Source organism: Engelhardtia mirabilis (assembly GCF_007748095.1).
Lineage (GTDB): Bacteria > Planctomycetota > UBA1135 > UBA1135.
Window position 1 is genome coordinate 872882 of the sequence record NZ_CP036287.1, and the last position, 23452, is coordinate 896333.

At 70.3% G+C, this 23452-nt stretch carries 21 protein-coding genes; 7 read left to right on the forward strand and 14 right to left on the reverse strand.

Features of this window, described 5'->3' with window-relative positions:
• Positions 1 to 39: 39 nt before the first annotated feature.
• A complete protein-coding gene (locus Pla133_RS03230) occupies positions 40 to 1689 on the reverse strand; it encodes a hypothetical protein (protein ID WP_145062380.1) in 1650 nt (549 codons plus the stop codon).
• Between the two features lie 383 nt (positions 1690 to 2072).
• Between Pla133_RS03230 and Pla133_RS03235 the strand changes: the two genes are divergently transcribed.
• Positions 2073 to 5081, forward strand: a complete 3009-nt coding sequence (locus tag Pla133_RS03235; protein WP_145062382.1) for a hypothetical protein — start codon at positions 2073 to 2075, stop codon at positions 5079 to 5081.
• 144 nt (positions 5082 to 5225) lie between these two features.
• On the opposite strand, the gene Pla133_RS03240 is transcribed toward Pla133_RS03235, so the two are convergent.
• From Pla133_RS03240 to Pla133_RS03255, 4 genes are read right to left on the reverse strand one after another with little or no spacing between them, the layout of a single operon-like run.
• Positions 5226 to 6533: an MFS transporter gene (locus tag Pla133_RS03240; protein ID WP_145062384.1), complete on the reverse strand. Its 1308-nt coding sequence runs from the start codon at positions 6531 to 6533 to the stop codon at positions 5226 to 5228.
• A 10-nt stretch (positions 6534 to 6543) separates the two neighbouring features.
• Entirely contained in the window at positions 6544 to 6933 is a 390-nt protein-coding gene (locus Pla133_RS03245; protein ID WP_419195421.1) for an acyl-CoA thioesterase, read from the reverse strand.
• Between the two features lie 52 nt (positions 6934 to 6985).
• Positions 6986 to 7852: a dienelactone hydrolase family protein gene (locus Pla133_RS03250; RefSeq protein WP_145062387.1), complete on the reverse strand. Its 867-nt coding sequence runs from the start codon at positions 7850 to 7852 to the stop codon at positions 6986 to 6988.
• Positions 7853 to 7903: 51 nt separating this feature from the next.
• A complete protein-coding gene (locus Pla133_RS03255) occupies positions 7904 to 8575 on the reverse strand; it encodes a hypothetical protein (RefSeq protein WP_145062389.1) in 672 nt (223 codons plus the stop codon).
• A 117-nt stretch (positions 8576 to 8692) separates the two neighbouring features.
• Here Pla133_RS03255 and Pla133_RS03260 point away from each other — a divergent pair, with 117 nt between their 5' ends.
• Complete coding sequence (locus tag Pla133_RS03260) at positions 8693 to 9325, forward strand: phenylalanine--tRNA ligase beta subunit-related protein (RefSeq protein WP_145062392.1); 633 nt, start codon at positions 8693 to 8695, stop codon at positions 9323 to 9325.
• A 26-nt stretch (positions 9326 to 9351) separates the two neighbouring features.
• Here Pla133_RS03260 and Pla133_RS03265 read toward each other — a convergent pair whose 3' ends face one another.
• Entirely contained in the window at positions 9352 to 9951 is a 600-nt protein-coding gene (locus Pla133_RS03265; RefSeq protein WP_145062394.1) for a glutathione peroxidase, read from the reverse strand.
• A 437-nt stretch (positions 9952 to 10388) separates the two neighbouring features.
• On the opposite strand from Pla133_RS03265, the gene Pla133_RS03270 reads away from it, so the two are divergent.
• Positions 10389 to 12515, forward strand: a complete 2127-nt coding sequence (locus tag Pla133_RS03270; RefSeq protein ID WP_145062396.1) for a carboxypeptidase-like regulatory domain-containing protein — start codon at positions 10389 to 10391, stop codon at positions 12513 to 12515.
• Between the two features lie 202 nt (positions 12516 to 12717).
• The gene (locus Pla133_RS03275) at positions 12718 to 14403 is read left to right on the forward strand and encodes a carboxypeptidase-like regulatory domain-containing protein (RefSeq protein ID WP_145062398.1); all 1686 of its coding nucleotides are present in this window, start codon (positions 12718 to 12720) and stop codon (positions 14401 to 14403) included.
• A gap of 9 nt (positions 14404 to 14412) precedes the next feature.
• On the opposite strand, the gene Pla133_RS03280 is transcribed toward Pla133_RS03275, so the two are convergent.
• The 5 genes from Pla133_RS03280 to Pla133_RS03300 all read right to left on the reverse strand — a co-directional run bounded on the left by Pla133_RS03280 (position 14413) and on the right by Pla133_RS03300 (position 18149).
• Positions 14413 to 14622, reverse strand: coding sequence for a hypothetical protein (locus Pla133_RS03280; RefSeq protein ID WP_419195422.1), 210 nt, complete (start codon positions 14620 to 14622; stop codon positions 14413 to 14415).
• A 32-nt stretch (positions 14623 to 14654) separates the two neighbouring features.
• Positions 14655 to 15182: an RNA polymerase sigma factor gene (locus Pla133_RS03285; protein ID WP_419192076.1), complete on the reverse strand. Its 528-nt coding sequence runs from the start codon at positions 15180 to 15182 to the stop codon at positions 14655 to 14657.
• An 86-nt stretch (positions 15183 to 15268) separates the two neighbouring features.
• Positions 15269 to 16489 (reverse strand): anti-sigma factor domain-containing protein, encoded by a 1221-nt coding sequence (locus Pla133_RS03290; protein WP_145062404.1) that lies wholly within the window; start codon positions 16487 to 16489, stop codon positions 15269 to 15271.
• Entirely contained in the window at positions 16486 to 17088 is a 603-nt protein-coding gene (locus tag Pla133_RS03295; RefSeq protein ID WP_419192077.1) for a hypothetical protein, read from the reverse strand. Before Pla133_RS03295 ends, Pla133_RS03290 begins: the two co-directional genes overlap by 4 nt.
• Positions 17089 to 17171: 83 nt before the next feature.
• The gene (locus Pla133_RS03300) at positions 17172 to 18149 is read right to left on the reverse strand and encodes a fasciclin domain-containing protein (protein WP_145062408.1); all 978 of its coding nucleotides are present in this window, start codon (positions 18147 to 18149) and stop codon (positions 17172 to 17174) included.
• Positions 18150 to 18330: 181 nt separating this feature from the next.
• Here Pla133_RS03300 and Pla133_RS03305 point away from each other — a divergent pair, with 181 nt between their 5' ends.
• From Pla133_RS03305 to Pla133_RS03315, 3 genes are read left to right on the forward strand one after another with little or no spacing between them, the layout of a single operon-like run.
• On the forward strand, positions 18331 to 19272 hold the full coding sequence (locus Pla133_RS03305) for a MerR family transcriptional regulator (protein ID WP_145062410.1): 942 nt from the start codon (positions 18331 to 18333) through the stop codon (positions 19270 to 19272).
• Positions 19273 to 19292: 20 nt separating this feature from the next.
• Positions 19293 to 20549: an NAD(P)/FAD-dependent oxidoreductase gene (locus tag Pla133_RS03310; protein WP_145062411.1), complete on the forward strand. Its 1257-nt coding sequence runs from the start codon at positions 19293 to 19295 to the stop codon at positions 20547 to 20549.
• Positions 20546 to 20989: a hypothetical protein gene (locus Pla133_RS03315; RefSeq protein WP_145062413.1), complete on the forward strand. Its 444-nt coding sequence runs from the start codon at positions 20546 to 20548 to the stop codon at positions 20987 to 20989. The genes Pla133_RS03310 and Pla133_RS03315 overlap by 4 nt, the downstream gene beginning before the upstream one ends.
• Before the next feature lies 1 nt (position 20990).
• Here Pla133_RS03315 and Pla133_RS03320 read toward each other — a convergent pair whose 3' ends face one another.
• Genes Pla133_RS03320 through Pla133_RS03330 form a run of 3 tightly spaced genes read right to left on the reverse strand, consistent with a single transcriptional unit; the run spans position 20991 to position 23346 of the window.
• Positions 20991 to 22025, reverse strand: a complete 1035-nt coding sequence (locus tag Pla133_RS03320; RefSeq protein ID WP_145062415.1) for a hypothetical protein — start codon at positions 22023 to 22025, stop codon at positions 20991 to 20993.
• Positions 22022 to 22777 (reverse strand): hypothetical protein, encoded by a 756-nt coding sequence (locus Pla133_RS03325; RefSeq protein ID WP_145062417.1) that lies wholly within the window; start codon positions 22775 to 22777, stop codon positions 22022 to 22024. Before Pla133_RS03325 ends, Pla133_RS03320 begins: the two co-directional genes overlap by 4 nt.
• Positions 22774 to 23346 (reverse strand): RNA polymerase sigma factor, encoded by a 573-nt coding sequence (locus Pla133_RS03330; protein ID WP_419192078.1) that lies wholly within the window; start codon positions 23344 to 23346, stop codon positions 22774 to 22776. Before Pla133_RS03330 ends, Pla133_RS03325 begins: the two co-directional genes overlap by 4 nt.
• Positions 23347 to 23452: the final 106 nt, after the last annotated feature.

Below are 23452 nucleotides of genomic sequence, written 5' to 3' on the forward strand. Positions count from 1 at the left end.
GCGCACGCCCGGCCCCGGGGGCTCCGGCGCGCTCGCGCCTCAACCCCCGAACGTGATCTGCAGCGCGTTGGTCAGCGCGCCGTAGTTCGGTCCGGTCAGGGTCGCGTCGATGAACAGCCCCTGGACGAAGAGCGGCACGCCGACGAGACCCGGCTCGGCGGTCACGGGGAAGCTGCCCAGGGACGGCGCACCCAGGTGCAGTGGCATGGGCAGGAACAGCGTCGCCGGCGAGAGGAAGTCGATCGCCACCTCGCCCGTACCTGGCAGGAACAGCCCGCATGGACCGGGCGAGGGCCAGAGCCCCGGCGCGACGGCGATCGAGGCGATGCCGAAGGGGAAGGGACACTGGTCGAGCTTGAAGTCGATCGAATGGCCGATCAGCGGCTCGCCGCTGGTGACCTCGAGGCTGCCGCCGTTGGGGGCGCAGGTGATCAACACCACGACCTCGCCCCCGCGGTCGACGCGCACCACCGCGCTCAGGCCGCTCGTCAGCTCGACTGCGGCGAGGATCGTCAATCCGTCGTCGCTCAGCGCCAGGGTGTGCGTGCCCTGGCGGATCGATGCGATCACCGAACCAGCCACGGTCGTCTGGCCCTCGCGGATCAGAACCTGATCGTCCAGGAACAGGGCACCACCGGGCGCCGGGCCGCCCCAGGCCCCGAACCACAGAACGTGCCCTTGGTCGTCGATCCGAACCGGCGCGCTGCCGAAGCCTGTCAGGTCCTGCGCCCCCAATCCGGCGATCGGAACCGGATCACCGCTCTGCACGAACTTCTGTCCGTCGACCGCGATCAGGCGGTTGGTCGAGCTGTCGCCGTCGAGCAGGCCGCTGAGCACCCACGAGCCCGAGTTGTTCAGGTCGACCGTGCCAGCGGCGAAGCCGCTCCAGTTGCGACCCGGCACCGGCGAGGGGTTGCCGCTGACTGCGATCGGGTTGCCGTTCAAGAACACGGTTGCCGGCGGACCCGCGGCTACCGGCAAGGACTTGAAGAGCACCTGCCCCAGGTCGTTGAAGGCGCTGGCGTCGGGCTCGAGGTCGAGGCCCGCGATGCCGGGCGCCTGCGTCGTCGCAGCGACGCTCGCGCCTACGATCGCGCCGCCGGCATCCAGGTCGTAGAGCGCGATGACCTGCTCGGCCGCAAGGGCCGGTGGCGCGACCCAACCGGTGACCATGACCTGACGCGCGTCGTTGATGGTGAGATCGACGATTCGGTTCCAGGTGCTACCGGGCGCGAAGCCCACCGCGGGTTCGCCCTCCAGGAACAACGGCACGAGCCCCGCGCCGAGGTCGACGAAGGCGCCGGTATCGAGGGGCGGCGCCAGACCGCCGACCTCCAGAGCGATGGCCAGGTCGCCCTGGTCGTTGATCGAGACCTGACCGAACTCGAGGGTGAACAGACCCGGCGCGCCAGGCAAGGGCTGCCCCTCGCGCAGGTAGGAGGCGCCACCGCGCAGCAGGTACTGGTCCTCGAGCGCCGCGCCCGTGGTCTCCCACTCCACCAGCCACTCGCCGCCGTCGTTGGCCTCCAGGTTGTCCCACAGGATGAAGAGCGGCCCGACGCCCGCGAGGACATCGCCCTCGACGGTCAGGGGCGCGACGCCGATCGTGCCCTGGGCAGTGGCAACCGACGCGAGCAGGGCAGTGGCGATCAAGGCCGCAGGACGCGGGCGGGGGCGCGGTGAGAGCATGGGGGGCCGTTGGCGGGGGGCCCCGATGGTAGGCCGGTCCGAGGCTCATCGGTGAACGGCGTCGTTTCCGGGGGGTGGAGGGGCGAGGCGACCCGATCCTGCCGTCGACGTCCACGCAGCGCAGGGCGATCGCCAGGTCCAGTCGAGTCGACGGGCGTTGGACTGGGGACGCGAGCCCCCCGTTCAGAGCAGCGCAGGGCGGCTGCGCCCGAGGCACCGGGGAGCGGTCTCAAGGATCTCGGATCTGGCGAGCGGCCCTTCGCTGAACGTTGCGTTTACATTTGGAGGCATCGGCGTGATCGATCCTTGCCCGCGTTGCCCACGGCCCGGGCGCTCGATCCGCATCCGAGACCCGTTCACCAGTTGATCCTTCGAGACTCTTGATGACCTTTACGGCCTTGACCCTTCTGTTCCTCGTCCCCGTCCAAACCACCTCGCCACCGATCGAAACGAGCAACATCCACACCCAGGTCTACTCGGGCTTGGTCGACGCCGACGCGCAGATCGTGGGCGTCGCAGGCGGGATGCTCTGGTTGAACGGCACGAGCTCGTTCCAGGGAAGCCGAGTTTGGTGCCTTCCGGCCCTCGGCGCCGCGCCCCAGAACATCGTTGCTCCGATCCATTCGGCGGCTCCCATCGTGACGAGTGAGCTGCAGGCGGTGCTCGCCCTGCCTGACGGCACCGTGCTGCTGGATGTCAAGTATGACGGAGAGCTCGTCCGGCCGCCGCGCCGACTCTTCGCCACGACCGGACCCACCTCGAACCTCGTCGACCTGGGCGTGGGTTCGCAGAGTGACCTCTTCCTGGTCGGCAACCGCGCCTACTTCGAAGGCGTCGACCCCGACGGCTTCGTCGACCTGTGGAGCACCGACGGCACACCCGCAGGGACGCAGGTCGAGGTCGATCTTCCCGCTCATTTCGTCGACGGCAACGTCCTCGACGTGCACGTCATCGGCCAGCGCTTCGTGTTCCGCTGGCTCGACGGAAGTACGCGGCTCGTCGCCGTCCCGATCACTGGCGGCCAGATCACTCCCCTCATGGCCCTCGACCCGACGGCTCCCTTCGTCGATACCTTGGCCGGTGGGAAAGTCGTCTTCGCGACAGGTACCCCCGCCACCGGAGTCGAGGTCTTCGCGACCGACGGAACACCTCAGGGAACCGGGATCCTCAAGGACCTGGTCGGCGGGCCGGGATCCTCGTTCCACAACGGGCTGATCGGCAATGGGAACGTCGCCTACTTCCTCGCCAACGTTTCCGGGCTGGGCCTGGAGTTGTGGCGCACCGACGGCACGACCGCGGGGACGGTGGCGACCCCCGAACTCGTCCCCGGACCCTCGTCGAGCTTCCCCACGTTCACCACCCTGACCGGCACCTTCATCGGCGACGCACTGGTTCATGTGTTGCCCGGCTTCATCGATTCGAAGGTGCGGATCACCGACGGCACCCCAGCGGGAACCCTGACGCTCGCGACGGGCACCAACCCGAGCCTCAAGCATGACAAGGTCCACTTCAAATCGGTGGCCGGAGGTGTGGCCTTCAACATCGGGTTCATTGGCGTATCTCCGGCGGCCTGGTACACCGATGGCACGGTCGCCGGGACACAGCTCCTGGTCCCGCCAGTTCCCACCGGCGTCAACGATGCGGCGGGCTTCACCGAGTACGGGTCGAAGATCGTCTATCGAGCCCTGTCGATGGGGAGCTCGGTGGCGAGCGGCTACCAGGTCTGGGGATCGGTGCTTGGAGCGGGCACCACGGAACTCGTAGCCAACCTCGGCCAGGGCCCGCTCAGCGCCAGCTCGAGCCCAGCTGACCTGTTCTCGGCCGCTGGGCGCGGCTACTTCTCCGGCCAGCTCGGCTTTCCGCTGATCTACGGTGGGAAGTCCACGTTCTTCGCCACCGACAGCACTCCCGCTGGATTCGTTGCCCTGGGGGAGTTCAGCCTGCCGTCCGATGTCCTGGGGATCATCGATGGTCGCTGTGTGTTCAAGGCCGAGTCTCCTTCGACTGGAACCGGGCTCTATGTGACCGACGGAACGTTGGCGGGCACCAAGCTGTTGAAGGACGTCAAACCAGCTGGGGACGTCGAATTGCTCGAGGGCGACGCCGGTGCCCAGCTCGGTCGGTACCTGTACTTCTTGGCGAATGACGTTATCCATGGTGTCGAGCTGTGGCGGACCGACGGGACAGCGCTCGGGACGGAGATGGTGATCGACCTGTATCCGGGGTCGCTGGACGGAGCGAGCAACTCAGGCGGACAACCGCTGGTACTTGGTGACTACGTGTATTTCAACGGCCGTTCACCGACGACCAATAAGTTCCAGCTCTGGCGCACTGATGGCACGGCCGCCGGAACGAGCAACTTCTTCTCCGCAGCCTTGGTCGACAAGAGCGTCTACACGTTCGCCGCCGACGGGGAACGCCTTTGGTTCAGGACCGTGGGCTCGGGCGTGCACGACCTCTGGTCGACGACAGGGACCGAGGCCTCGACGACCCTGGCTGCCACCGGACTCTCCGCCTTCTCAATCGTCGTTCCTCTCGGCGGGCTAGCGGTGGCCTCTCGCGACGACGGTGCGATCGCCGTCAGCCCCGACGGCTCGATCGAGCAGCTACTGCCGTGGAGCCTCGATAGTGCTCCCGACTGCATCGGCTCGACCGACCACCACGTCTACTTGCGACGCCTGTTCGACCTGGGTCTGGAGCCCGGCATCTGGGCGACCGATGGAACGGCCGCTGGCACGGTTCGCATCGCGGATCATGGTGACCATCTCGAGCCCCTCGGGTCCGGCGGACTCGCAATCTTCCGCGGCTTCGACGTCGACCACGGCAGCGAGCCTTGGATCACCGACGGCACGCCCCAGGGCACTCACCGACTGTTCGACCTCGTTCCCGGCCCGGGCAGCTCGGCCCCGATTCCCCTCGGGCGCGTTGGCTCGCGCTTCCTGCTGCAAGCCCTGTCCGTCGAGTTCGGTACCGAGTTGCATTCGTTCGCGATCGCGGACATTCCGACCTACGCGGTCGAGTCCCTCGGAGTGGGTTGCGGTGCATCGCCGACGCCCCAGCTCGGCTGGAGCGGCGGCGCCCTGCTGGGTGCCTCACCGATGGCGGAGGTTCGTGGCGTCACGCCTCTGGGTCTCTGCCAGCTCTACCTTTCGTCGCTGCCGAGCGCGACGGCTTTGGGCTCCTGCGTCGTCTACCTCGCCGACCCGCTGCCGCTCGCCCTGGGAGTGGCCGACGGCACGGGCGCCATCGACTTCGTCTTGGCCGTGCCGCAGCTCCCGGCCCTCGCCGGTCTCCCGCTGTATCTGCAAGCCTTGGCCGTCGCGCCGGGAAGTCCCTTGTTGCCGAGCCTCGAGCTGACCAACGCCCTCGAGGTGGTCCTGGCCGCTCCGTGATGCCCCGGCCGGAATGCGAATGGGGGCTGCCCTTCCTGCTGGGAGGGCAGCCCCCTTCAGTAGGGTGAGTCTGCGAGGGCCTTTGGGAGTGTCGCCCGTGTCCCCGCCGTCGGCTTCGGCCGAGGGGATCGCCGATGGGCCCGGTCAGTTGCGGTCGGAGGCCCCGGCGGCGCCGGCCACGGGCGCCGTGGCCAGCTCGCGCGCAATCGGCCGCGTGGCGAGGAACCAGGTCGTCGCGCACAGGGCCAAAGCCCCCAGGCCGCAAGCCATGGTCAGCTCGATCGACTGGCTCGCGTCGTAGACCAGCCCGCCCAAGAGGGCGAAGACGCTGAACGAGACGGTCATGCCTAGGAAGTCCAGGGCGTGCACCCGGCCCCGGAAGCGGTCGTCGACGCTCTGCTGCCAGAAGCTCGTCGACGCGACCCAGATCGCCCCGCCGCCCACGTGGGCGAGGACCACGCACAGGGCCGCGAGCCAGAGGCCCTGGGCGAAGGCGAACAGGGCATAACCGATCGCCGCGATGACGAAGCCGATCGCGATCTGCTGCAACATCGCCGTGCGTCCGCGCCCCACGGCGTAGCGCCCGAGGATCGGACCGATGGCGGTTCCCACGCCGCGCGCCGCGAACAACAGGCCGAAGGCCGGGCCGATGCGCGCGGGATCGGGCAGGCCGTTGTCACCGAGGCCGAAACGCACGGAGGCGGCCACCGAGACCATCACGAGGAAGGCGCCCGCCGGGCCCCACAAGGCCTTGGTGGCGAGGGCCGCGAGGATGCGGCGTTCGCGGACGTGAACCAGGCCCAAGCGCGCCTCGCGCAGGGTCAACAGGTCGATCCAGCGGAAGGGCGTCGGGTGCGGTGGGGCCGTCGGCAGGCGCAGCCCGGCCAGCAGGGACGCGCTCACTGCGTAGGTGCACGCGTCGACCACGAAGACACCGGCGATGCCGAGCGGGCCGATCGCCGCTCCGCCCACCAGGGCACCGATCGAGAGCATCATCGACCAGGTCACCGACGACAGAGCCAGGGCGTCGTGCAGGTCGTCCCTACCGACCGTGTTCGGAAGGGCTCCCTGGCGCGCGGCGTCGAAGCAGATGCCCAAGCCCATCTGGAGGGCGAGCAACAGATACAGGCGACCGACTTCGCTCGGCTCGTCCACCGTCAGGTAGCAGAGCACGATCGGGATGCGCGCCAGGTCGCAGCCGATCATCAGCCCCTTGCGCGAGAAGCGGTCGGCCAGCGTCCCCGCGAAGGGGCTCATGAAGGCCGTCGGCAACATCCGCACGGCCATCTCGAGCCCGAAGGACAGGCCCACCCCGACCGCGGCGCTGGGCCCGGCCAGCTTCGCCAAGAGCGCGATCACCGCCACGCGGTTGAACCAGTCGCCGGTCTGGCTGACGACCTGGGCCGACCACAGCCGCGCGAAACGCGGGTTGCGGCGCGCGACGCCGATCACGACCGGGGCCTCACCGGCTCTCCGCCAGACCCTCGAAGCGCGCCACGGCCGAGCGGAAGGCGGAGGTCATGGGGCGTTTGGCGCGGGCCTTGTTGTCCCAGGCCACCAGCAACGCCTCGGCCTCGGCCCAGGGCTCCTCGCCCTGCGGTCCCATTCGGTAGGACTGGCTGAACGAACTCGACCCCAGGTGCGTGGTGCGCACCGCCACGACCACCTCGGCCCCGCCGCACCCGGGTCGCAGGAAGCGCAGGTTGCACTGCGCCAGCACGAACGGAAAGCGCGCACCGTCCATCAACTCGAGCCCCCGGAAGTAGCGCAGCCGCGCCTCTTCCAGGAGCGTCAAGTAGATCGCGTTGTTGAGGACCTGCTGGTTGTCCTCGTCGACCCAGCGGGTCTGCAACGTCGCGCGGAAGCGGAACTCGCTCGCTTCGGGAACATGGGGGGACTCCAACTCAGCGCGCCCCGAGCACCTCGGCCAGGAACGCCCGCGTGCGCTCCCACGCCTCGCCCGCGGCCTTGTGGTCGTAGCGGGCGCTCGAGGGATTCGCGAAGGCGTGGTCGGCGTCGTAGCGCAGGAACTCGTGGGCCGCGCCGGCCGCGGTCAGGGTCGCGTCGAGGCCGTCGACGTACTCCGGGGTGATGCCCTGGTCCTGGTTGCCGAAGACGCCCAGGATGCGCGCATGGATGCGTTCCGCCTGGGGTTCGGTGACCTCGGTGCGGCCGTAGTAGACGACCGCGCCGTCGAGCTCGGGGTCCATCAGGGCGAGCTGCATGGACCAGCCGCCGCCGAAGCACCAGCCGATCGACGCCGTGGGGGTGGCGAGGGTGCCGTACTCACGCTGCAACCAGTCGCGCGCGGCCAAGAGCGTCGCGCTGGCCTTGGCGCCGTCGACGCTCTGCATGGCTTCCATCGCGCCTTCGCGGGTGGTCGCGACGGTGCCGCCGTACAGGTCCACCGCGAGCGCCGCGTAGCCCTCTTGCGCCAGGCGATCGGTCCACAGCTTGATGTGGTCGTTCAGACCCCACCACTCATGGATCACGATCACGCCGGGCAGCGGGCCCTCGACGCCGCTCGGCAGGGACAGGTAGCCGACCATCTCGCCGTAGCCGGGCACCTCGACCCGCTGCACCGCGCCGTGCAGCTCCGGCACCTCGGCCTCGGACAGCTCGTGCATGGCCATGAAGGTGTCCTGGTCGAGGCTGCCGAGCATGTCGACCGGCGAGGACGAGCCACCGCCGCTGGAGGCGCAGGCGGCCAGCAGAGCGACGGAGGCGAGGGCGAGCGGGCGGAGACGGCGGGGGTGGAGTCGGGGAGTCATGGGGCGGTCTTGTAGCATCGACGCGCGCCCGATCCGACCGGCCGCGACGGGTCAATCCGTCGGGGAGAGCGATGCTGCTTCCTGGCGGCCCAGGACGACGGACAGGGGCCGCGCCATCAGGGGCCGCAGCAGACGCGAGTAGGCGAGGGCCAGTAGCGCGCCCACGGCCGCGCCGACCAGGGCGGCCGACAGCGGCATCAGGAAGGGTGTCCCCGGTTGGTAGGAGAAGGTCCACGCGGCGGGATCGTCCGCGTTCACCGCGACCAGGCGCGGCGCAATCAACGTCGCCATCAGGATGCCTGCCAGGATCGCGCCCTGACGGTTCGACAGTCGCCGTAGGCGACGGATCCTCAGGGCGGACGGTTGGCCGGCGAGGCCGACGAAGCCCGTCGTCGCGAGGCCCCCGGTCAGGACGGCGACCATCCGGAAGCTGCCCATCAACACGACCCCGATCACGGCGCAGGCCACCACGAACTCGACGAGGGAGAGCAGGAGGCCGGTCAGGCTGCCGGTGGTTCCGCGCAGTGCCAGCCCCCCGGAGCCGTTCGCCAGGGCGATCACCTCCAGGACAACCAGGGCTGGGAGGCAGACGAGCCCGCCGTGCAGCGCCGCGGAGCCCGGGCGGACCGTTTCGATCTGCGGCCGCTCGGGGGAGGCCCAAAACTTGGCCCCGCGGCCGGCCGGCGTGGGCCGGTCCTGTGCGGGCAGGTCGAGGCGAACCATGGCTGCACTCTACTTCCGCACCTGCTACGCGCGACATTCGGCCGCCTCCGTGTCGCCCTCGCCGTCGCACGGTTCGCTTGGAGCCCGGGACGGGGACACTAGACTCGCGCGTCAGCCATGATCCACGTCGACGCACACCCCCTGCTCGAGGCCGCGGCCTTCCGCGCGCAGTTCCCCTCCCCGCTCGGCGACGTGGCGCCCCCGGATGCTCTCGCCGCCCTGCTGAGCCTGGAGGCCTCCGCTCCCCTCGAGCGCTCCGAGGAGGTACGCGCGGCCGTGCGGCGCCTCTTGCGCCATGGCGGCTACCGTCCCACCGGCCGCGGCAAGCCCGCCTCGGAGTACCTGGTGCGCGCCGTGGGCGAGGGCGCCCTGGGTTCGATCAACCTCGCCGTCGACGCATGCAACGTGGCCTCGCTGCACTCGGGACTGCCGATCTCGGTCGTCGACGTCGCGCGCACCGTCGCACCCCTGCGGATCGGCGTCGCGGACGCCGACGCCGAGTACGTCTTCAACACCGGCGGCCAGGCCATCGCTCTGGGCGGACTCCTGTGTCTGTTCGACGCCGAGGGCCCCTGCGCGAACGCCGTCAAGGACAGCCAGCGCACCAAGACCTCGGCGGACACCACCGATGTCATCGCCGTCGTCTGGGGCACGAACGAGTTCCCGGGCCGCGCACAAGCCACCGCCGCCTGGTACCGCGCCCTGCTCGAGTCCGGCGGCGCGCGTACCGAGTCAGTGGAGCTGAGCTGAGCTGAGCTGAGCGGTGGACGCTCGCCTCAACCCGCGAGCGCCGCTTCGATCGCCTCGGTCAGCTCGTCGGCGGTGGGCTTGGTGCGGCTGTCGTAGAAGGCGATCACCTGGCCGTCGCGGCCGACGAGGTACTTGCAGAAGTTCCAGCCGGGCAGGGTGCCGGTCGCGCCGCCGAGGTGGGCGTAGACGGGCGACTGGTCGTCGCCCTTGGTGGCGACCTTGGCGAACAGCGGGAAGGTGACGGCGTAGTTCTGCGCGCAGAAGGTCTGGATCTCGTCGGCGGTGCCGGGCTCCTGCCCGCCGAAGTCGTTGCTGGGGAAGGCCAGCACCGAGAAGCCGCGCTCGCCGTAGGTCTCTTGCAGCTCCTGCAGGCCTTCGTACTGGGGCGTGAAGCCGCACTTGCTGGCCACGTTGACGACCAGGGTCACCTGCCCGTCCCAGGCGGAGAGGGGGGCCGGCTGGCCCGCGAGGGATTCGGCCGAGAGGCTGTAGAGGCTCTCCTCGGCGGCGGACTGGTCGACCTCGGTCTTGTCTCGGAAGAAGCCGCTGCAGCTGGCGACGAGGAGGCCGGCGATGAGGGGGCCGGCGAGGCGGGCGAGGGGACGGGGCTTCGGCTGGGTCGGCATGGGCGGGAGGGGTTCGGGATCGGTTCGGGATCGGTTCGGGTGGCGGCACCGGCGGGCTGGGGCGAATCGAGCCGCTGGGCCGCAGCCCCGGTGACCATGCGGAGGTCTTCGCCGCTGGGCCCGATTGGACGCGGGCAAGTGATCCGATCCGTCAGCGACCCGGATCCGGGCCCAGGGGTATCGTCCATGTCTGCGGACTGTAAAGGGTCTGGATTGAATCGCCCGCAAGGGCCGGAGTCGCGTTCGAAGTGCGTAGGGACTGCGCTGAGACGTTGCGGGTGTCGATGATCGAGGCAACCTAGAGCGGTTGGTCACCGTCCAACGGACTGTCGATGGGCGACCCAGCTGCGCCAGCCAGCCCTTCCGAGATTGTCCACACGTCACTGGCCGGCAGATCTACCGACCCGCTCCGCCCACTCGCTACCAGCACCGCGCCCGTGAAGCCCTTCCACCTCAGCAAGGAACGCCTGCGCCACGACGCCGCTTGGAGCGGCGACGACGGTTTAGGCGAGCACGAAGCTTGGGTCGGGCGTTTGGCTCGGGCGCTCCTGCGGCGCGCGCGGCACGAGGTGGGGGAGGACGAAGCGGAGGGCCTGTGGCAGAGCGGGCTCGACCCGCGCGCGGTGCGGATCGACGGGCGTTCGCCGGTCGACGCGGCGCGCAGTAACCGGCTGGTGGTGCAGGCGGTCATGGAACTGCCGTCCTCGGCCCGCGAGGCGGTCCTGGCGCGCTATCGCGACAATCGCCGTCCCGAGTCCATCGCGCGTGAGCGGCGGCAGAAGATCTCGCGCGTCGACCGCGAGCTGTCGGACGCCCTCGACACCATCGGTTCGCGCGTGCGCCAGCGCACGGGCGGCGGCCGCGCGGTGTATCTGGCCGGACTGGCCCTCCTGGAGCGCGAGCTGCAGCGGCCGCGGCGTCGCCTGCAACCCCTGGCTCCCCTGCTGGCGGCCGCGATCGTGCTGGCCTTCGTCGGCGCCATGCTGTTCGAGCGCGACCTGGGCGACCGACCGGGCCCCGAAGTGGGAGCCGAGGGTGAAGTCGCCCGGAGCGGAGATCGACGCGCCGAGCTGAACGCGATCGCGCTCGAGCTCGACACTGTCGCCGGCGACCAGGCCGCTGGGTCGGAGGGGCTCGACGAGCTCGCCGCCACCGCGACCTACGGCGTGCAGATCGTCGGTCAGGTGCGCGACGAGTCTGGCCTGGTGTTCGATGCGAGTCGCAGGTCGCTCGGCTACCTGCGCGCCAAGAACGGCGTCGACGAGCGCATCACCACGATCAACGAGGCCGGGCGCTTCTCGCTCAACGGCCTCAGCGGGGGCGAGTGGACCCTCACGGCGCAGATCGACGGCTATGTGACCGCGACGCGCAAGCAGGTCTTCGATGAGTCGCCCGAGAGCGTCTTCGTCGAACTGCTCACCCGCCGCGCGCCGCGCGTCGACGTGCGAGTCTTCGTTCCGATCGATGGTGAAGCCGGCGCCCGCGCCGTGCACAGCCTGCCCGGTTCGGCGGACGACTGGGCCATCACCCACGGCCTCGCGGCCGCGATGACCGCCGGCCCGGCCCCGCGCCGACTGCCGATGGCCGGCACCGAGAACAACTGGAACCGACTGGCCGAGTTCGAGCGCATGGCGCCGGCCGACATGGCGCGCCCGGCACTGATCGGCTCCCTGGTGGCCGAACGCCCCGCGAGCGCCCGTTGGGTGCACCTGATGTTCGGCGAGTACGTGCTCGATAGTCAGCCCTGGCAGCCAGGGCTCGAGTCGGTGCGCTTCGACCTGGACCTGGCGCGACTCGACGGAATGCGGGCCGACGTGGCCCTGATGCTGAAGAGCCTGCTCAACCTCGACGTGACCGGCGCGGAGGTCTACCTCTACGGCCCGAACGGCGAAGTGCTCGTGCGACGCCTGGGCCCGGACGGCGGCCTCGACATCTCCGGCCTGCCGCCGGGCAGTTGGACCCTCGAGATCTGGCTGCGCGGCCACGGCCGTCTGCTGCGCGCCCTCAACCTCGAGCCCGGATCCGGGGGCGACGTCGAAGAGATCGAGATGGGCGGGTCGATCCCCCTGTCCGGCAGTGTCTTCGACCTGGCCGGCAACCCCGTCGGCGCGCTCCTGCGAGCCTTGCCCTTCGGCAACGTCGCGCACCCCTTCGTCTTCGACTACGCGCCGACCACCAACGCCTATCCCCTGGGCAAGGGCAAGTTCGACTTCGGCGAAGAGCTCTCGGGCGGCTCCCAGTGGGTCGTCGTCCTCGACGAGCCCGGCTATGCGCTCAAGGCCGAGGTCGTGGGCGAGTTCGGTGCGAAGGTCGACTTCCAGGCGGAAGTGGGCCACGACGTGACCATGACCTGGTCCGCGGCGGATGTCACCGGCGGCACCTACGCACTGCTGCGCGACAGCAAGGGTCTACCCCTGAAGGCCTTCGCTATCACCGAGGACCTCGGCTTCGCCGTCCAACTCATGCCCGACACCTACAACCTCGTGCTGTGGCAGAACAACGCCTGGGGCAAGCAGATCCCCTTCGTCGTGAACGGTGACGGCACCAAGGTGCCGGTCTTCTAGTGTCCTGGATCAGAAATTCGGCGTCACTTCCCGGGCTCCGATCGCCGCTGGCGTCGCCAGCGCCTCCTCCGAGTATCGCAGCGGATACGCGTCGTCGGCGCGCCTAGCCAGCATCGATCGGACCTCCGGGCAGTGACGCCGAATTTCTGATCCAGGACACTAGGTCGTCCTCGCGATTCCCCGTTCACTGCCCATCTCCCCAATGGCATTGACGTCCTCACGCCAAGCACTGGCCCTGTTGGCCGCGGTCGGAGTAACCGCGCCCGTGGTCTGGTGGGCACTCGATTCGTCGAGGCACGAGGTCGACGCCGCCGTACGACTGAGCTCCACCGAGCGGGCGGCCGTCGTCGACGGTGAGACACGCAACGGGCACAGCGGCGAGACGTCGCTCCGGCTCGAGTCCGGCGACCGGGCCGCGAGCAATCTGGTCGCAGCGCCCCGCGGCAGGAGCGGGCCGGGCGAGGGCCGAGTTCCGATGTCCACTCGGGTCGACCCCAGCGGAATGGACTCCCTCGACCTGGGAGTCCTGCTGCGTGGCGAGGTCCACACCGACGTCCCCGGTCTCAGCGGGGCGGTCTTCATCCGCGCCGAGGGCCCTGATGGACGCGCCGTCGACGCCAGCGGGACGATCGGCGAGCCCTACTCGCTGCTGGGCCTCTCGCCGGGCCATTGGGAGCTGATCCTGCGTGGCAGCGCGATTCTCGAGCAGAGCGTCTCGCTGGAGATCAGCGTTGACCGTGGGGCGGTGGAGCGCGACCTCTTGGTGCGGCCCGCTCCGGTGATCGACGTCGTCTACTACACGACCTGGGGTGAGCGACTCGAGGCGGTGCTGGCCGAGCCTGGACGCGACCCGGCGGGCTTCCCGCGACTCGAGCTGGTCCCAACTCCCGGAGTGGAACCGGCTTGGCCGGGCGAGAAGGGCGGCTTCCGCCGGGCCATCGTCCCGGACGATCCGAGCGATCCCCTGCCCCTGGTCTCCGGTTGGCTGGACCTCCGCACGGCGCCGCCGGTCGAGGTCCGATTGCTGCAGGCCGGTCGCGAGCTGGACCGCCGCGAGATCGACGAGCAGACCCGGGTGCTCGAGTTCCAGGTCAACCCGCTCGAGGAGAGCGGGCGTCCCGCGCTGACGGCGACGTTCGTGGATGCCGTGACCGGCATCGCCATCGAACAGGCCGTGGTCGAGCTCTACCGCGTCGGCGAACCGGCACCGGTGCGAACACGGTCACTGGCCGGCGGCGGCGTGCTGCGGCTGGCCGGTATCGCCACCGGTGACTGGATCCTCAGCGTGCTCAGCTCCGGTCGGGCGCACTTGCTGCGACCCTTCACGATCGAGGCGGAGGGGGACTACGCCCTGGGCACGATCGAACTCGAGCCGGCCGTGGCCTTCAGCGGTCGATTGGTCGGTCCCGACGGCCGGCCGCTCGGCAACCGCGCGGTGCGGTGGAGCCGAGCGGGCGGGACGAGCTGGCTCGCCGCCACCTATGGTCATGCCCTGGCACGTACCGACGCCGGCGGCTACTTCGCTCTTCCGGCGGTGCCGCCCGGTGAGATCGTGCTCCAAGCCGGTGGCGACGAGTTCGCGGCGGAGCTGTTCAAGGTGCGTGCGGGGACGTCCGACCTTCCGGTGGAGCTGCGCCTGAGCGGAGGCATGCAGGTGGAGTTCGTCCTGCTCGGCTCCGACGATGTCGACCGATTCGAACTCGAAGTGCGCGACGACCTCGGGCGCCTGGTGGCCTCGCGACTGAGCGCCGTGGGTCGCGTCACGCGCGCGGTGCTCGCCCCGGGCAGCTATACGGTGCATGCCCTCAGTTCCGGGGCGCAACTGACGCTGCAACGCTTCGTCGTCGCCGACGGGCCCACGGACGTCGAGCTGCACCTCAGCGACTGATCCAGGACACTAGCAGCCCTCGAGCCGCCGCCGCAGGTCGTCGGGTAGCAGCTGGCCGCGCGATCCCATGAGCGCCAGGGCCAAGGCCGTCGCCGCGCGTTCCATCGATCCGTCGTCCAGGGTCGGGTTCCGCGCCAGGAGTCGTTCGAGCTCCCCCTGCGCCTCGAGATCCAGGTCGCCGAGCGCGCGATCGGCCAACAGGTTCCGGGTACGGCGCAACGCGCGCTCCGGATTCCCGTCCAGCCGTCGCATCAGTCCGCCTTCCGTCCGGCCTCGATGCGTTCGCGGATCTTGAGCAGCCCACGCCGCACGTGGGTCTTGACCGTGCCCAGGGGCAGGGAGAGGTGGTCGGCGATCTGCGAGTGGCTCAGCCCGTCCCAGATCGCCAGGCGCAGGACCTGCTTCTGCTCGGGCCGCAACTGCTCGAGCTCCGCGCGCGCGAGTTCCGCCTCGTCGCCGAGGTCGATGGCCTCTTGCGCGGTGGGAGCCTCGTCCGGCAGGGCCTCGGGCAGGTCGGTCATCTGGGGCCGGCGGCCCAGGCGGCGAGCGCGGTCGATCAGCCGTCGGCGCGCGATCGTGGCCACGAAGGCCGTCTCCGACCCCACCGCCGCGTCGTAGCGCGCCGCGGACTTCCACACGTCGACGAAGATCTCCTGGACGCTGTCCTCGGCCTCGTCGCGATTGGGCGTCATGCGACGCGCCAGGGACCAGACCAGCGGCCCAAAGCGGTCGAGGCACTCCGAGACGGCCGATTCTTCGCCGGCGGCGACACGCTCCAAGCAACCCTCTGCGAGGGGTGCTTGCGGTCGTGTCGAGGATGCTCTGCCGGTCTCCATCGTCTTCGGTGTCGGTCGACTTCCAGCGCTCAGAGCGCCGCGGCCAGCAGGAGTCGGTCGCGCTCGGAGACGACCACGCCCCCGGGCTTCTCGAGGGTCACGGCGAACAGGCTCGGGTCGTGGACGCCGAGCTTGGCGTCGATCGGGATCACCAGCCGTCCGACGGACGACGCGTCGAAGACGCCCCCGTCCACCGGCGTTTCTTCCTTCTGGTCGGCGGAGAAGATCCAGAGCTGGTACTGGAACTGGTCGGCCGCGTTGACGGGCATGTCGTCCAGAACCATGTAGCCGACCTGCATCGAGTCGCTCCAGATCACCTCGCCGCCGACGCTGCGCTCGGAGACCAGGGGGTCGCCGGTGGTCGACCAGGGCACCCGCACCAGATCGGCGGGTGGATTGGCCAGCAAGTCGGCCAGGGCGACGTCGGGTGGGGCTTCGTAGACCAGGCTCTCGAGATCGCTCACGCGCTCCTCGAGCTGGGTTTCGCGGTCGACCGAAGCGTCGAGCTGGGCCAGCAGCTGCTGTCGCCGGTCGTCAGCGGTGTCGCGCTCGGCCAAGAGGGTCGAGCTGCGCTTGCGCTCCTGCTCCAGAGCGTCGGCGATGGACTGGGCCTCGCCGCGGGCCAGCACGGCTTCCTTCGCGGCCTGCTCGGCCTCGATTCGCAGGGCATCGAGCTCACCAGTGAGGCTGGCGATGGTCTCCATGCGCTCGCCGCCATCGCGCCAGACCACGACCAGCGCCAGGCTGGCTGCAGCCGCCGCGAACCAACCGATCGACGTCGCCAGACGCGGTCCGCCAGCAGCCTCGGTTCGGCGGCGCGCGGACTCGCGGCTCGGGTCCCGGTGCTCTGTCGACCGGCTCGACTGGGATCGACGCGGTTCGGCACCACGCGGACTGGCACCGCGCGGACTGGCACCGCGCCCACCGACTCGACCGGTCGACGACTCTTGCGCGGGCAGCTCCCGCTGCGGAACGTCCACGCCCGGGCCACCCTGTTCAGGCGCGCCGACGAAGCGCGCTGCATCGGCGGCGATTCGCGCGGCCAAGCCCTGCGGCAAGGGTTCGAGCTCGCCAGCCTGGGAGGTGAAGGCCAGGTCGACCGCGGCGGCCGCGCGCTCGAACGCCAGGTGGTCACCCGGATCGAGTTCGGCCAGCAAGGCTTCGAGCTCCCGCGCCGCGGGCGAGTCGAGGCCTTCCGTGGCCTGGTCGACCATCAGGGCCTCGAGACGATCGTTGTGCCCTGAACTCACGCCAAGACCCCCTCTCGCCGGCTGCAGCGCACTTCGATCGCGCAACGCGCGCCGGCAGCGGCGATCAGCCCGCGGGTCGACTGCAGGGTGTCACGCACCACGCCGCGCCCCCGGGTCGGAGCGGAGGCTGCGCCCACGGAAGCCAACCGGGCCGAGGGCCCACCCAGGAGGGTCGCGCTGAGAAGTTGCTCTTGCACGGAGGTGGATCGTTGTCGCAGTTGCCGCGGTCGGTCCGCGGTTGCCGCAGCCCGTGCGGGTCCCGCCGACCTGTGCGAGACCATAGCGCCGATCGCCACGGCCGTGGAGCGCCGATGCCCGCTCTCGGCCAGGAGTCGGCGGACGATACGCGCGGCGAAGACCATCTCCGATTCGCGCTCGGGCTCGTAGTCGCCTCCGGACCGCCAAAGCTGCCAAAAGGCCCGCTCCACCAGGGCGGAGGCGGTCTGCCGGTCGTCGACCCAGGCACGCACGAGATTCCAGACGATCGGACCGAGTTTCTGGACACAGCGCTGGATGGCCGCCTGGTCGCCCGCGTGGGCCAACTCCAGGTCGGTGGCTCCGGTCCCGGGCCGTCGGTGCAGAACGTGTTTGGCTGTCACGAAGCGTCTCCAGAGGGCCATGGGACCCGGCGGGCGGGCGTCGGCTCGGGGACTTCTCCGACCCGAGGCCCGGTCCTCCAGGGTCAGGGAATCAGAACGGTGTCGACCACGTGGATCACACCGTTGGCGGCCTCGATGTCGGTCACGACGACACGCCCGTTGCCGGCCAGGACCTGGCCGTCGGCGATGCGCACCCGCAGGTCCTTGCCGCCGAGGGTCGTGGCCACGCCGGCTCCGACCGCGTCGCGGGCCGAGATTCGGCCGGGGACGACGTGGTACTGGAGGATGGCGACCAGTTGGTCACGGTTGGCCGGCTCCAGGAGCGCGCTCAGGGTCGCCGGGTCCAACTTCGCGAAGGCGGCGTCGGTCGGCGCGAAGACGGTGAAGGGGCCCTCGGCGCGAAGGGCTTCGACCAGGCCGCCGGCGGTCAGCGCCTTGGCCAGGGTGCCGAAGCGCCCGTCAGCCAGGGCCGTGTCGATCACGTCCGCGGTGTTGGGCACCAGGACCCGATCGATGACGTGGATCACGCCGTTGCTCGCGGCGACGTCCGCAGTGATCACCGTCGCTCCGCCGATGTGCACGGCGCCGTCGGCGACGTTGATCGAAAGGCGCTGACCGCCGAGCGGCCGTGTTTCGGTGAGTTCCGCCACGGCGCTGGACGGGACCTTGCCTGCGATCACGTGGTTCTTCAGCACGGCGGCGAGGGTCGCGCGGTTCTCGGGCTGGAGCAGGGATTCGAGCAGGCCCTCGTCGAGCTGCGCGAAGGCCTCGTCCGTGGGGGCGAGGACGGTGAACGGACCCGGACCCGACAGCACGTCGACCAGGCCCGCCGCGCCGACGGCGGTGACCAGGGTCGAGAAGTGACCGGCGGAGCTGGCGACCTCGACGATGTTGCCTGTCCTCTGGACAGGATCGGCGACGGTGACGACGCGGTCGGCACCCTTGGTGCACTGGGTCTGGGACGCGGGGCAGTCTTGCGGCCCTACGACCGGGCTGGGGGCGAGGGAGAGCAGGCCGAGGGTTCCGGCGAGGGCGGGAGCTGCGATGAGGGTCAGTTGCATGGCGAAGGTGGGGTCAGGAGTCGTTCAGGGATGGTCGTCGAGATTCGGCGACACCTTCCGACGCCCTGTCCTTCGCGCCGTGGCCGCCGTGGATGCAGGCCGCAGGTCGAATCCAGGAAGGGCGGCAACCGCCGCCCTGGCCACGAATCCGAGGTCGCTCTAGGATCTCGCACCTGCGCGAATGACGAACCAGGACCCCGCAGAGACGAGCTCGACGCCGAACGATCTGCATTCGATCGGCGGCGCGGCGACGGCCAGTGGCATCTCGCCCGACACGCTCCGCATGTGGGAGCGGCGTTACGGACGGCCGGTGCCGGTGCGTCTGCCGTCGGGGCATCGGCGCTACACCGCGGAGCAGGTCGCCTGGCTGCGGCGGGTGGCAGAGGCCTTGGCCCTGGGACACCGACCCGGTTCCGCCGTGGCCGCCACGGAGTCTGAACTCGACGCGCTGCTGACCGGCGGGAGACCCGAGTCGGGCGATGGTGAGCAGGTCGCGACCTTGATCGATCACGTGCGGCGCTTCGAGGGCGACGCGCTGACTCGCGAGCTGCTCGCGGCCTGGCGCGAGCTGGGCCCGGAGCGCTTCCTGAGCGATCGCGTCTCGCCCCTGTTGAATGCGGTCGGCCGCGAATGGGCGGACGGTCACCTCGACGTCCGCCACGAACACTACGCCTCGGAGCTGATCGCGGACCTGCTGCGAACCCTGCGGGCCGGTCTGCCGCGCGCCGCGGAGGGACCGATCGTCGTGCTCGCGACCCTGCGACACGAGTTGCACGGGCTCGGCTTGCAGATGTGTGCGCTCGTTTGCTCGCTCGAGGGCATGCGCCCGCGCATCCTCGGCGTCGGCACGCCCAACGAAGAGATCGCCGCGGCTGCCCACGAAGTCGGTGCCGATGCCGTCGCGATCAGCGTCTCCCTGTCCAGTGGCGGTGTCGCGAACGATCGAATGCTCGGCGACCTGCGCGCCGTCCTGTCGCCGTCGATCCGTCTGGTGGTCGGCGGTCACGGAGCGCGCGGCGTGCGCCGTGGACGGCGTGGAATCGAATACCTCGCGAGCCTGGCGCAGTGGCGCGAGTGGCTGCACGCCCTGCGCTCGCGCTGGGCCGGCTCGGCGATCGACTGAACCCGGGAAGACCTTCGAGCTTGTCACACGTCGTCGTCATCGGAGCGGGATTGGCCGGTCTGCGCTGCGCCGTCGAGCTGCAAGGCGCCGGGGTCGAGGTCTGCCTGCTCGAGGCCGGCGACGGCGTCGGTGGCCGCGTGCGCACGGACGAGCTGGAGGGCTTCAAGCTCGACCGCGGCTTCCAGGTCCTGCTCACGGCCTATTCGGAGCTGCCCGGCGCCTTCGACTTGGAGGCGCTCGATCTGCGTGCATTCAAGCCGGGGGCCCTGGTGCGCCGCGAGGGGAGGTTCCGGCGAATTACAGATCCCTTCCGCGAGCCCTCGGCCGTGGTCAGCGCGCTCCTGCGCGGTCTGGGTAGCACGGCCGACAAGTTGCGCGTGGCGGCCTTGCGGCACTCGTGCCTGCGCGGGACCGTGGACGAGCTCTTCGCGCGGCCCGAGGCCACGGCTCTCGAAGCGTTGCGCGCGCGGGGCTTCGGGGCCGAGCTCATCGACGGCTTCTTCCGCCCGTTCCTGGGCGGCATCCTGCTCGATCGGGACCTGGGCAGCTCGAGTCGCATGTTCGAGTTCGTCTTCCGCATGCTCTCGGTGGGGGACGCCGCCGTCCCCGCCGCCGGCATGGGGGCCCTGTCAGGCCAACTCGCCGCGCGGCTGACGGAGGGGAGCCTGCGCTTGAACGCGCGGGTGCGCGCGGTGGAGCGAGGCGTCGTCATCCTCGACGATGGCGAGCGCATCGAGGCCGACGCGGTGGTCGTGGCCACAGACGGTCCCTCAGCGGCTCAGCTCCTGGGCGAGGTCGCCGATCCCGGCTCGCGCGCCGTGACCTGCGTCTACTTCGACGCTCCGCAATCGCCGGTGGGCGAGCCGCTGCTGGTGCTCGGCGGCGACGCGGGCGCGCTGGTCAACAACTTCGCCGTGCTGAGCGACGTGGCGCCGTCCTACGCGCCACCCGGTCGCCACTTGCTGGCCGCGACCGTCCTCGGCGCCCACGATCAGGCGGCGATCGTCGCGCCCGTGGTCGACGAGCTGCGCCAGTGGTACGGCGAGTCGGTCGACGGCTGGAGACACCTGCGGACCTACTGCATCCGCCACGCCCAGCCGGCCCAGCCCCCCGGTCGGCTGCAGCCCCTCGATCGACCCGCGCGCACCGCCGGCGGCGCGTTCGTGGCCGGCGACCATCGCACCCACGCTTCGATCGAGGGCGCCCTGCGCTCCGGACGGCGGGTGGCGGAGGCCGTCCTGGCCGAGCTGGGCGCTCCCGTCGGTCCCCGTCCGTGAGCCTGCTCGTCGTCCACGCCGCGGCGACCTGGGCCCTGTTCGGGCTGATCTGGATGGTTCAGCTCGTGCACTACCCGCTCTACGCCCTGGTCGGCGCGCGGGAGTTCCCCGCCTTCGAAGCCAGCCACGCGCGCCGCATCACGCCCCTGGTCGCCCCCTTGATGGGGCTCGAGCTGGTCACCGGGGGGCTGCTGGCCCTGGATCCGCCCAGCGCGGCCGACGCCCTGCCGCTGCGTGTGGGCTTCGGCCTGATCGTCGCGATCTGGCTCTCGACGGCCCTTTTGCAGATTCCCTGCCACGCGCGCCTCGAGCGCTCCTTCGACCCCGCGACCCACCGACTCCTGGTGGCTACCAATTGGCTGCGGACGGCCGCGTGGACCGTCCGAGCGGGGCTCGTGGCCGTCGTCCTCGAGGGGGCGACCGCCGCTGGCCGGTCCTGACTCAACCCTCTTGGGTGTGAACCACGAAGAAGGTGCGGTCCCCTCCGGCCGCGGCCAGGACCACGTACTCGTCCACGGAGACCGAGACCGAGGTCGAGACCCGCGTCTCGCGGTTCGGACCGTCGGCGTTGCGGCGGGAGTTGACGTACAGGGAGCAGTCGCCGAGGAAGATCTCGCCGGAGCCCTGGTCGTAGCCCGACGGCTTGGCGGAGAAGGAGAGGTCTTCACCATCCCGCAGGGTGCTCTCGAGCTTGACCTGGTTGTTGCCCACGGCGGTTCGGACCGAGGCGCTGCCGAGTAGGTCGAAGTTCGTGCCGGGCACAAGTTGGGCCAGGCCGTTGACGAGTTCCCCGGGCAGGCCCGCGGAGGTCGGACCCTCGTGGGGCGCGATGGCGTAGATCGTGAGCAGCACCTGCTTGCGCGGCAGGTCGATGCTCCGCAAGAGTTCGACGGCTCGCGCGACTTGGGCTTCAGTGCCGCGCAGCAGCAGCGAGCCGACCTCGTAGAGCGGGATGGCTTCCAGCCCGATACCGGAACCCGGGGGCTGGCCTGCGACAGAGTTGAAGGCCGTCGGCAGTTCGATGTGTCGCGGCGTGTAGGTGACGGTCGTGGACTCCGGCGCGGCTTCCCGCGACATGCGGTGCTTGCGTTCCAGACCGACCTTCAGGTCGAGCTCGCGCAGGATGCCGAGAACCTGCGCGCGACCGGCGGGCACGTCGATTACCGCGATGCTGTCACCCAGGGGAATCAGGCGATCGCGATTCTCGACGACGCTCACGTTGGGACCGGTGCCGCGCACGGCGATCCGGTTGTTGGTGAGCTGCCCCGCGATCGTGATCAGTTCGTGGCTCGAGGTGTACTCCGGAACGAAGACGTCGATCCCGAGCTCGCTGGCGTCGACCGACCCTTCCCACAGCTCGTAGTTGGAGTGTCCGGGGAGGTACGGGTTCTCCACCGGTTCCTCCTTCGGGCTGTTGATCGTCTGCGGGGCGCAGAGCAAGAGGGCCAGCAGGGGCGAGAGCAGTGCGGTCATCATCGAAGTTCTCCGTTGGTTCGGTTGGTGTCGTCGAGGTCGGGTTGAATCAAGATCATCCGCACGCGGCCCGAGCGGAGCTCGAAGCCGTCGCGGTGGATCTGCACGCTGGGCCGCGGCGTGCCGGAGCCTGGGCCCGCGCCGGTGTCCGAGGTCGAGGCGCCCGCGTCGGGCAGGCCGGTTCGAGCGGTCGAGGACGCAGGACCGTCGTCGACCGACGCGACCTCGACGGATCCGCCGGCCAAACCATCAGCTGAACCGCTTCCCGGGCCACCGCTGCCGTTCGTGCCGAGCAGGTCGGGACGCACCAGCAGCAACCCGATCGCCGCCGCGCTGGCCAGCAGTGGCACCAACAGGAGCAGTCGTCCCCGCGCGCGTCGCGGCGGCCTCAGCTCGGCGGGGACCAGGGCCGCGGACCAGGCCTGACGGGCCCAGGCGACGATCGGATCTCGGTCCCGTTCCGCGCTGGGTGCAGGCGGCGCCACGTTGCTCCACGCGGCTCGGGTCCAGGTCAGGACCGGATCGTCATTCGCCCCTTGGAGGAACTCGTCGGAGGCGAGCTGGTGCGAGGGACGTCCATCCGACGGCTGCCGGTCCGCTGCGTCGATCCGCGAGGGCCGTTCGAGCTGGCTCCAGGCGGCGCGCATCCAGGCCAGCGCGGCAGCCTCGCGTTCGTCGACGCGCTCGCTCTCGGCGGGCGGTTGAACCTCGCGCCAGGAACGCGCCAGGTCGTCCAGGGGATCGCGCTCGTTCACAGGGCACCTCCCCCGAAGGCGAAGCCGGCCGGCAATCGATCCGCCAGGGCGTCGCGCAAGCGGCGACGCGCCATGCAGAGCATCGCGCGCACGGTGGCCGGCTTGACCTCGAGTTGGGTGGCCACCAGTTCGGAGTCCATGCCCTCCAGGTCGTGCAGCACGAAGGCCTCGCGTTCACGGGGCGGCAAGAGCGCCAGGGCGGCGGCCAGGGCCGTGCGCAGCTCCTCGGCCTGGGCCACGTCCGAGGGGTCGGGCAGGATCGCCGCGGTGTCGCCCGCGGCGATCTGCTCGTGGTGCTCGCGGCGCGTGCGCCGCCGGATCCGATCGCGACACAAGTTCAGAACCAGGGTGTTGCGCCAGGGCTCATAGGGTCGCTGCGGATCCCAGCTCTCGATCCGATCGCGCAGACGCAGCAGCGCGTCCTGCGTCACGTCGTCAGCCTCGGCCGAGTCGGCCAGGAACCCCAAACACAGCCTGTACACGACCGGCCGTTCGAGCTCGAACCAGGTCGCAATGGCGTCGGGAGCCCCGTCGCGGAGCTCCCGTGCCCGCAGGCCGGCGTCGTTCATCGGGGCCTGGTCCATGTTCGAGTTACGCCAGTCGCCTCGGGGGCGCTGGTCCACTTCCCCGCTATTCCTCGAGTTCGGGCACACTGGGTCCCGTGGGAGTGACCCT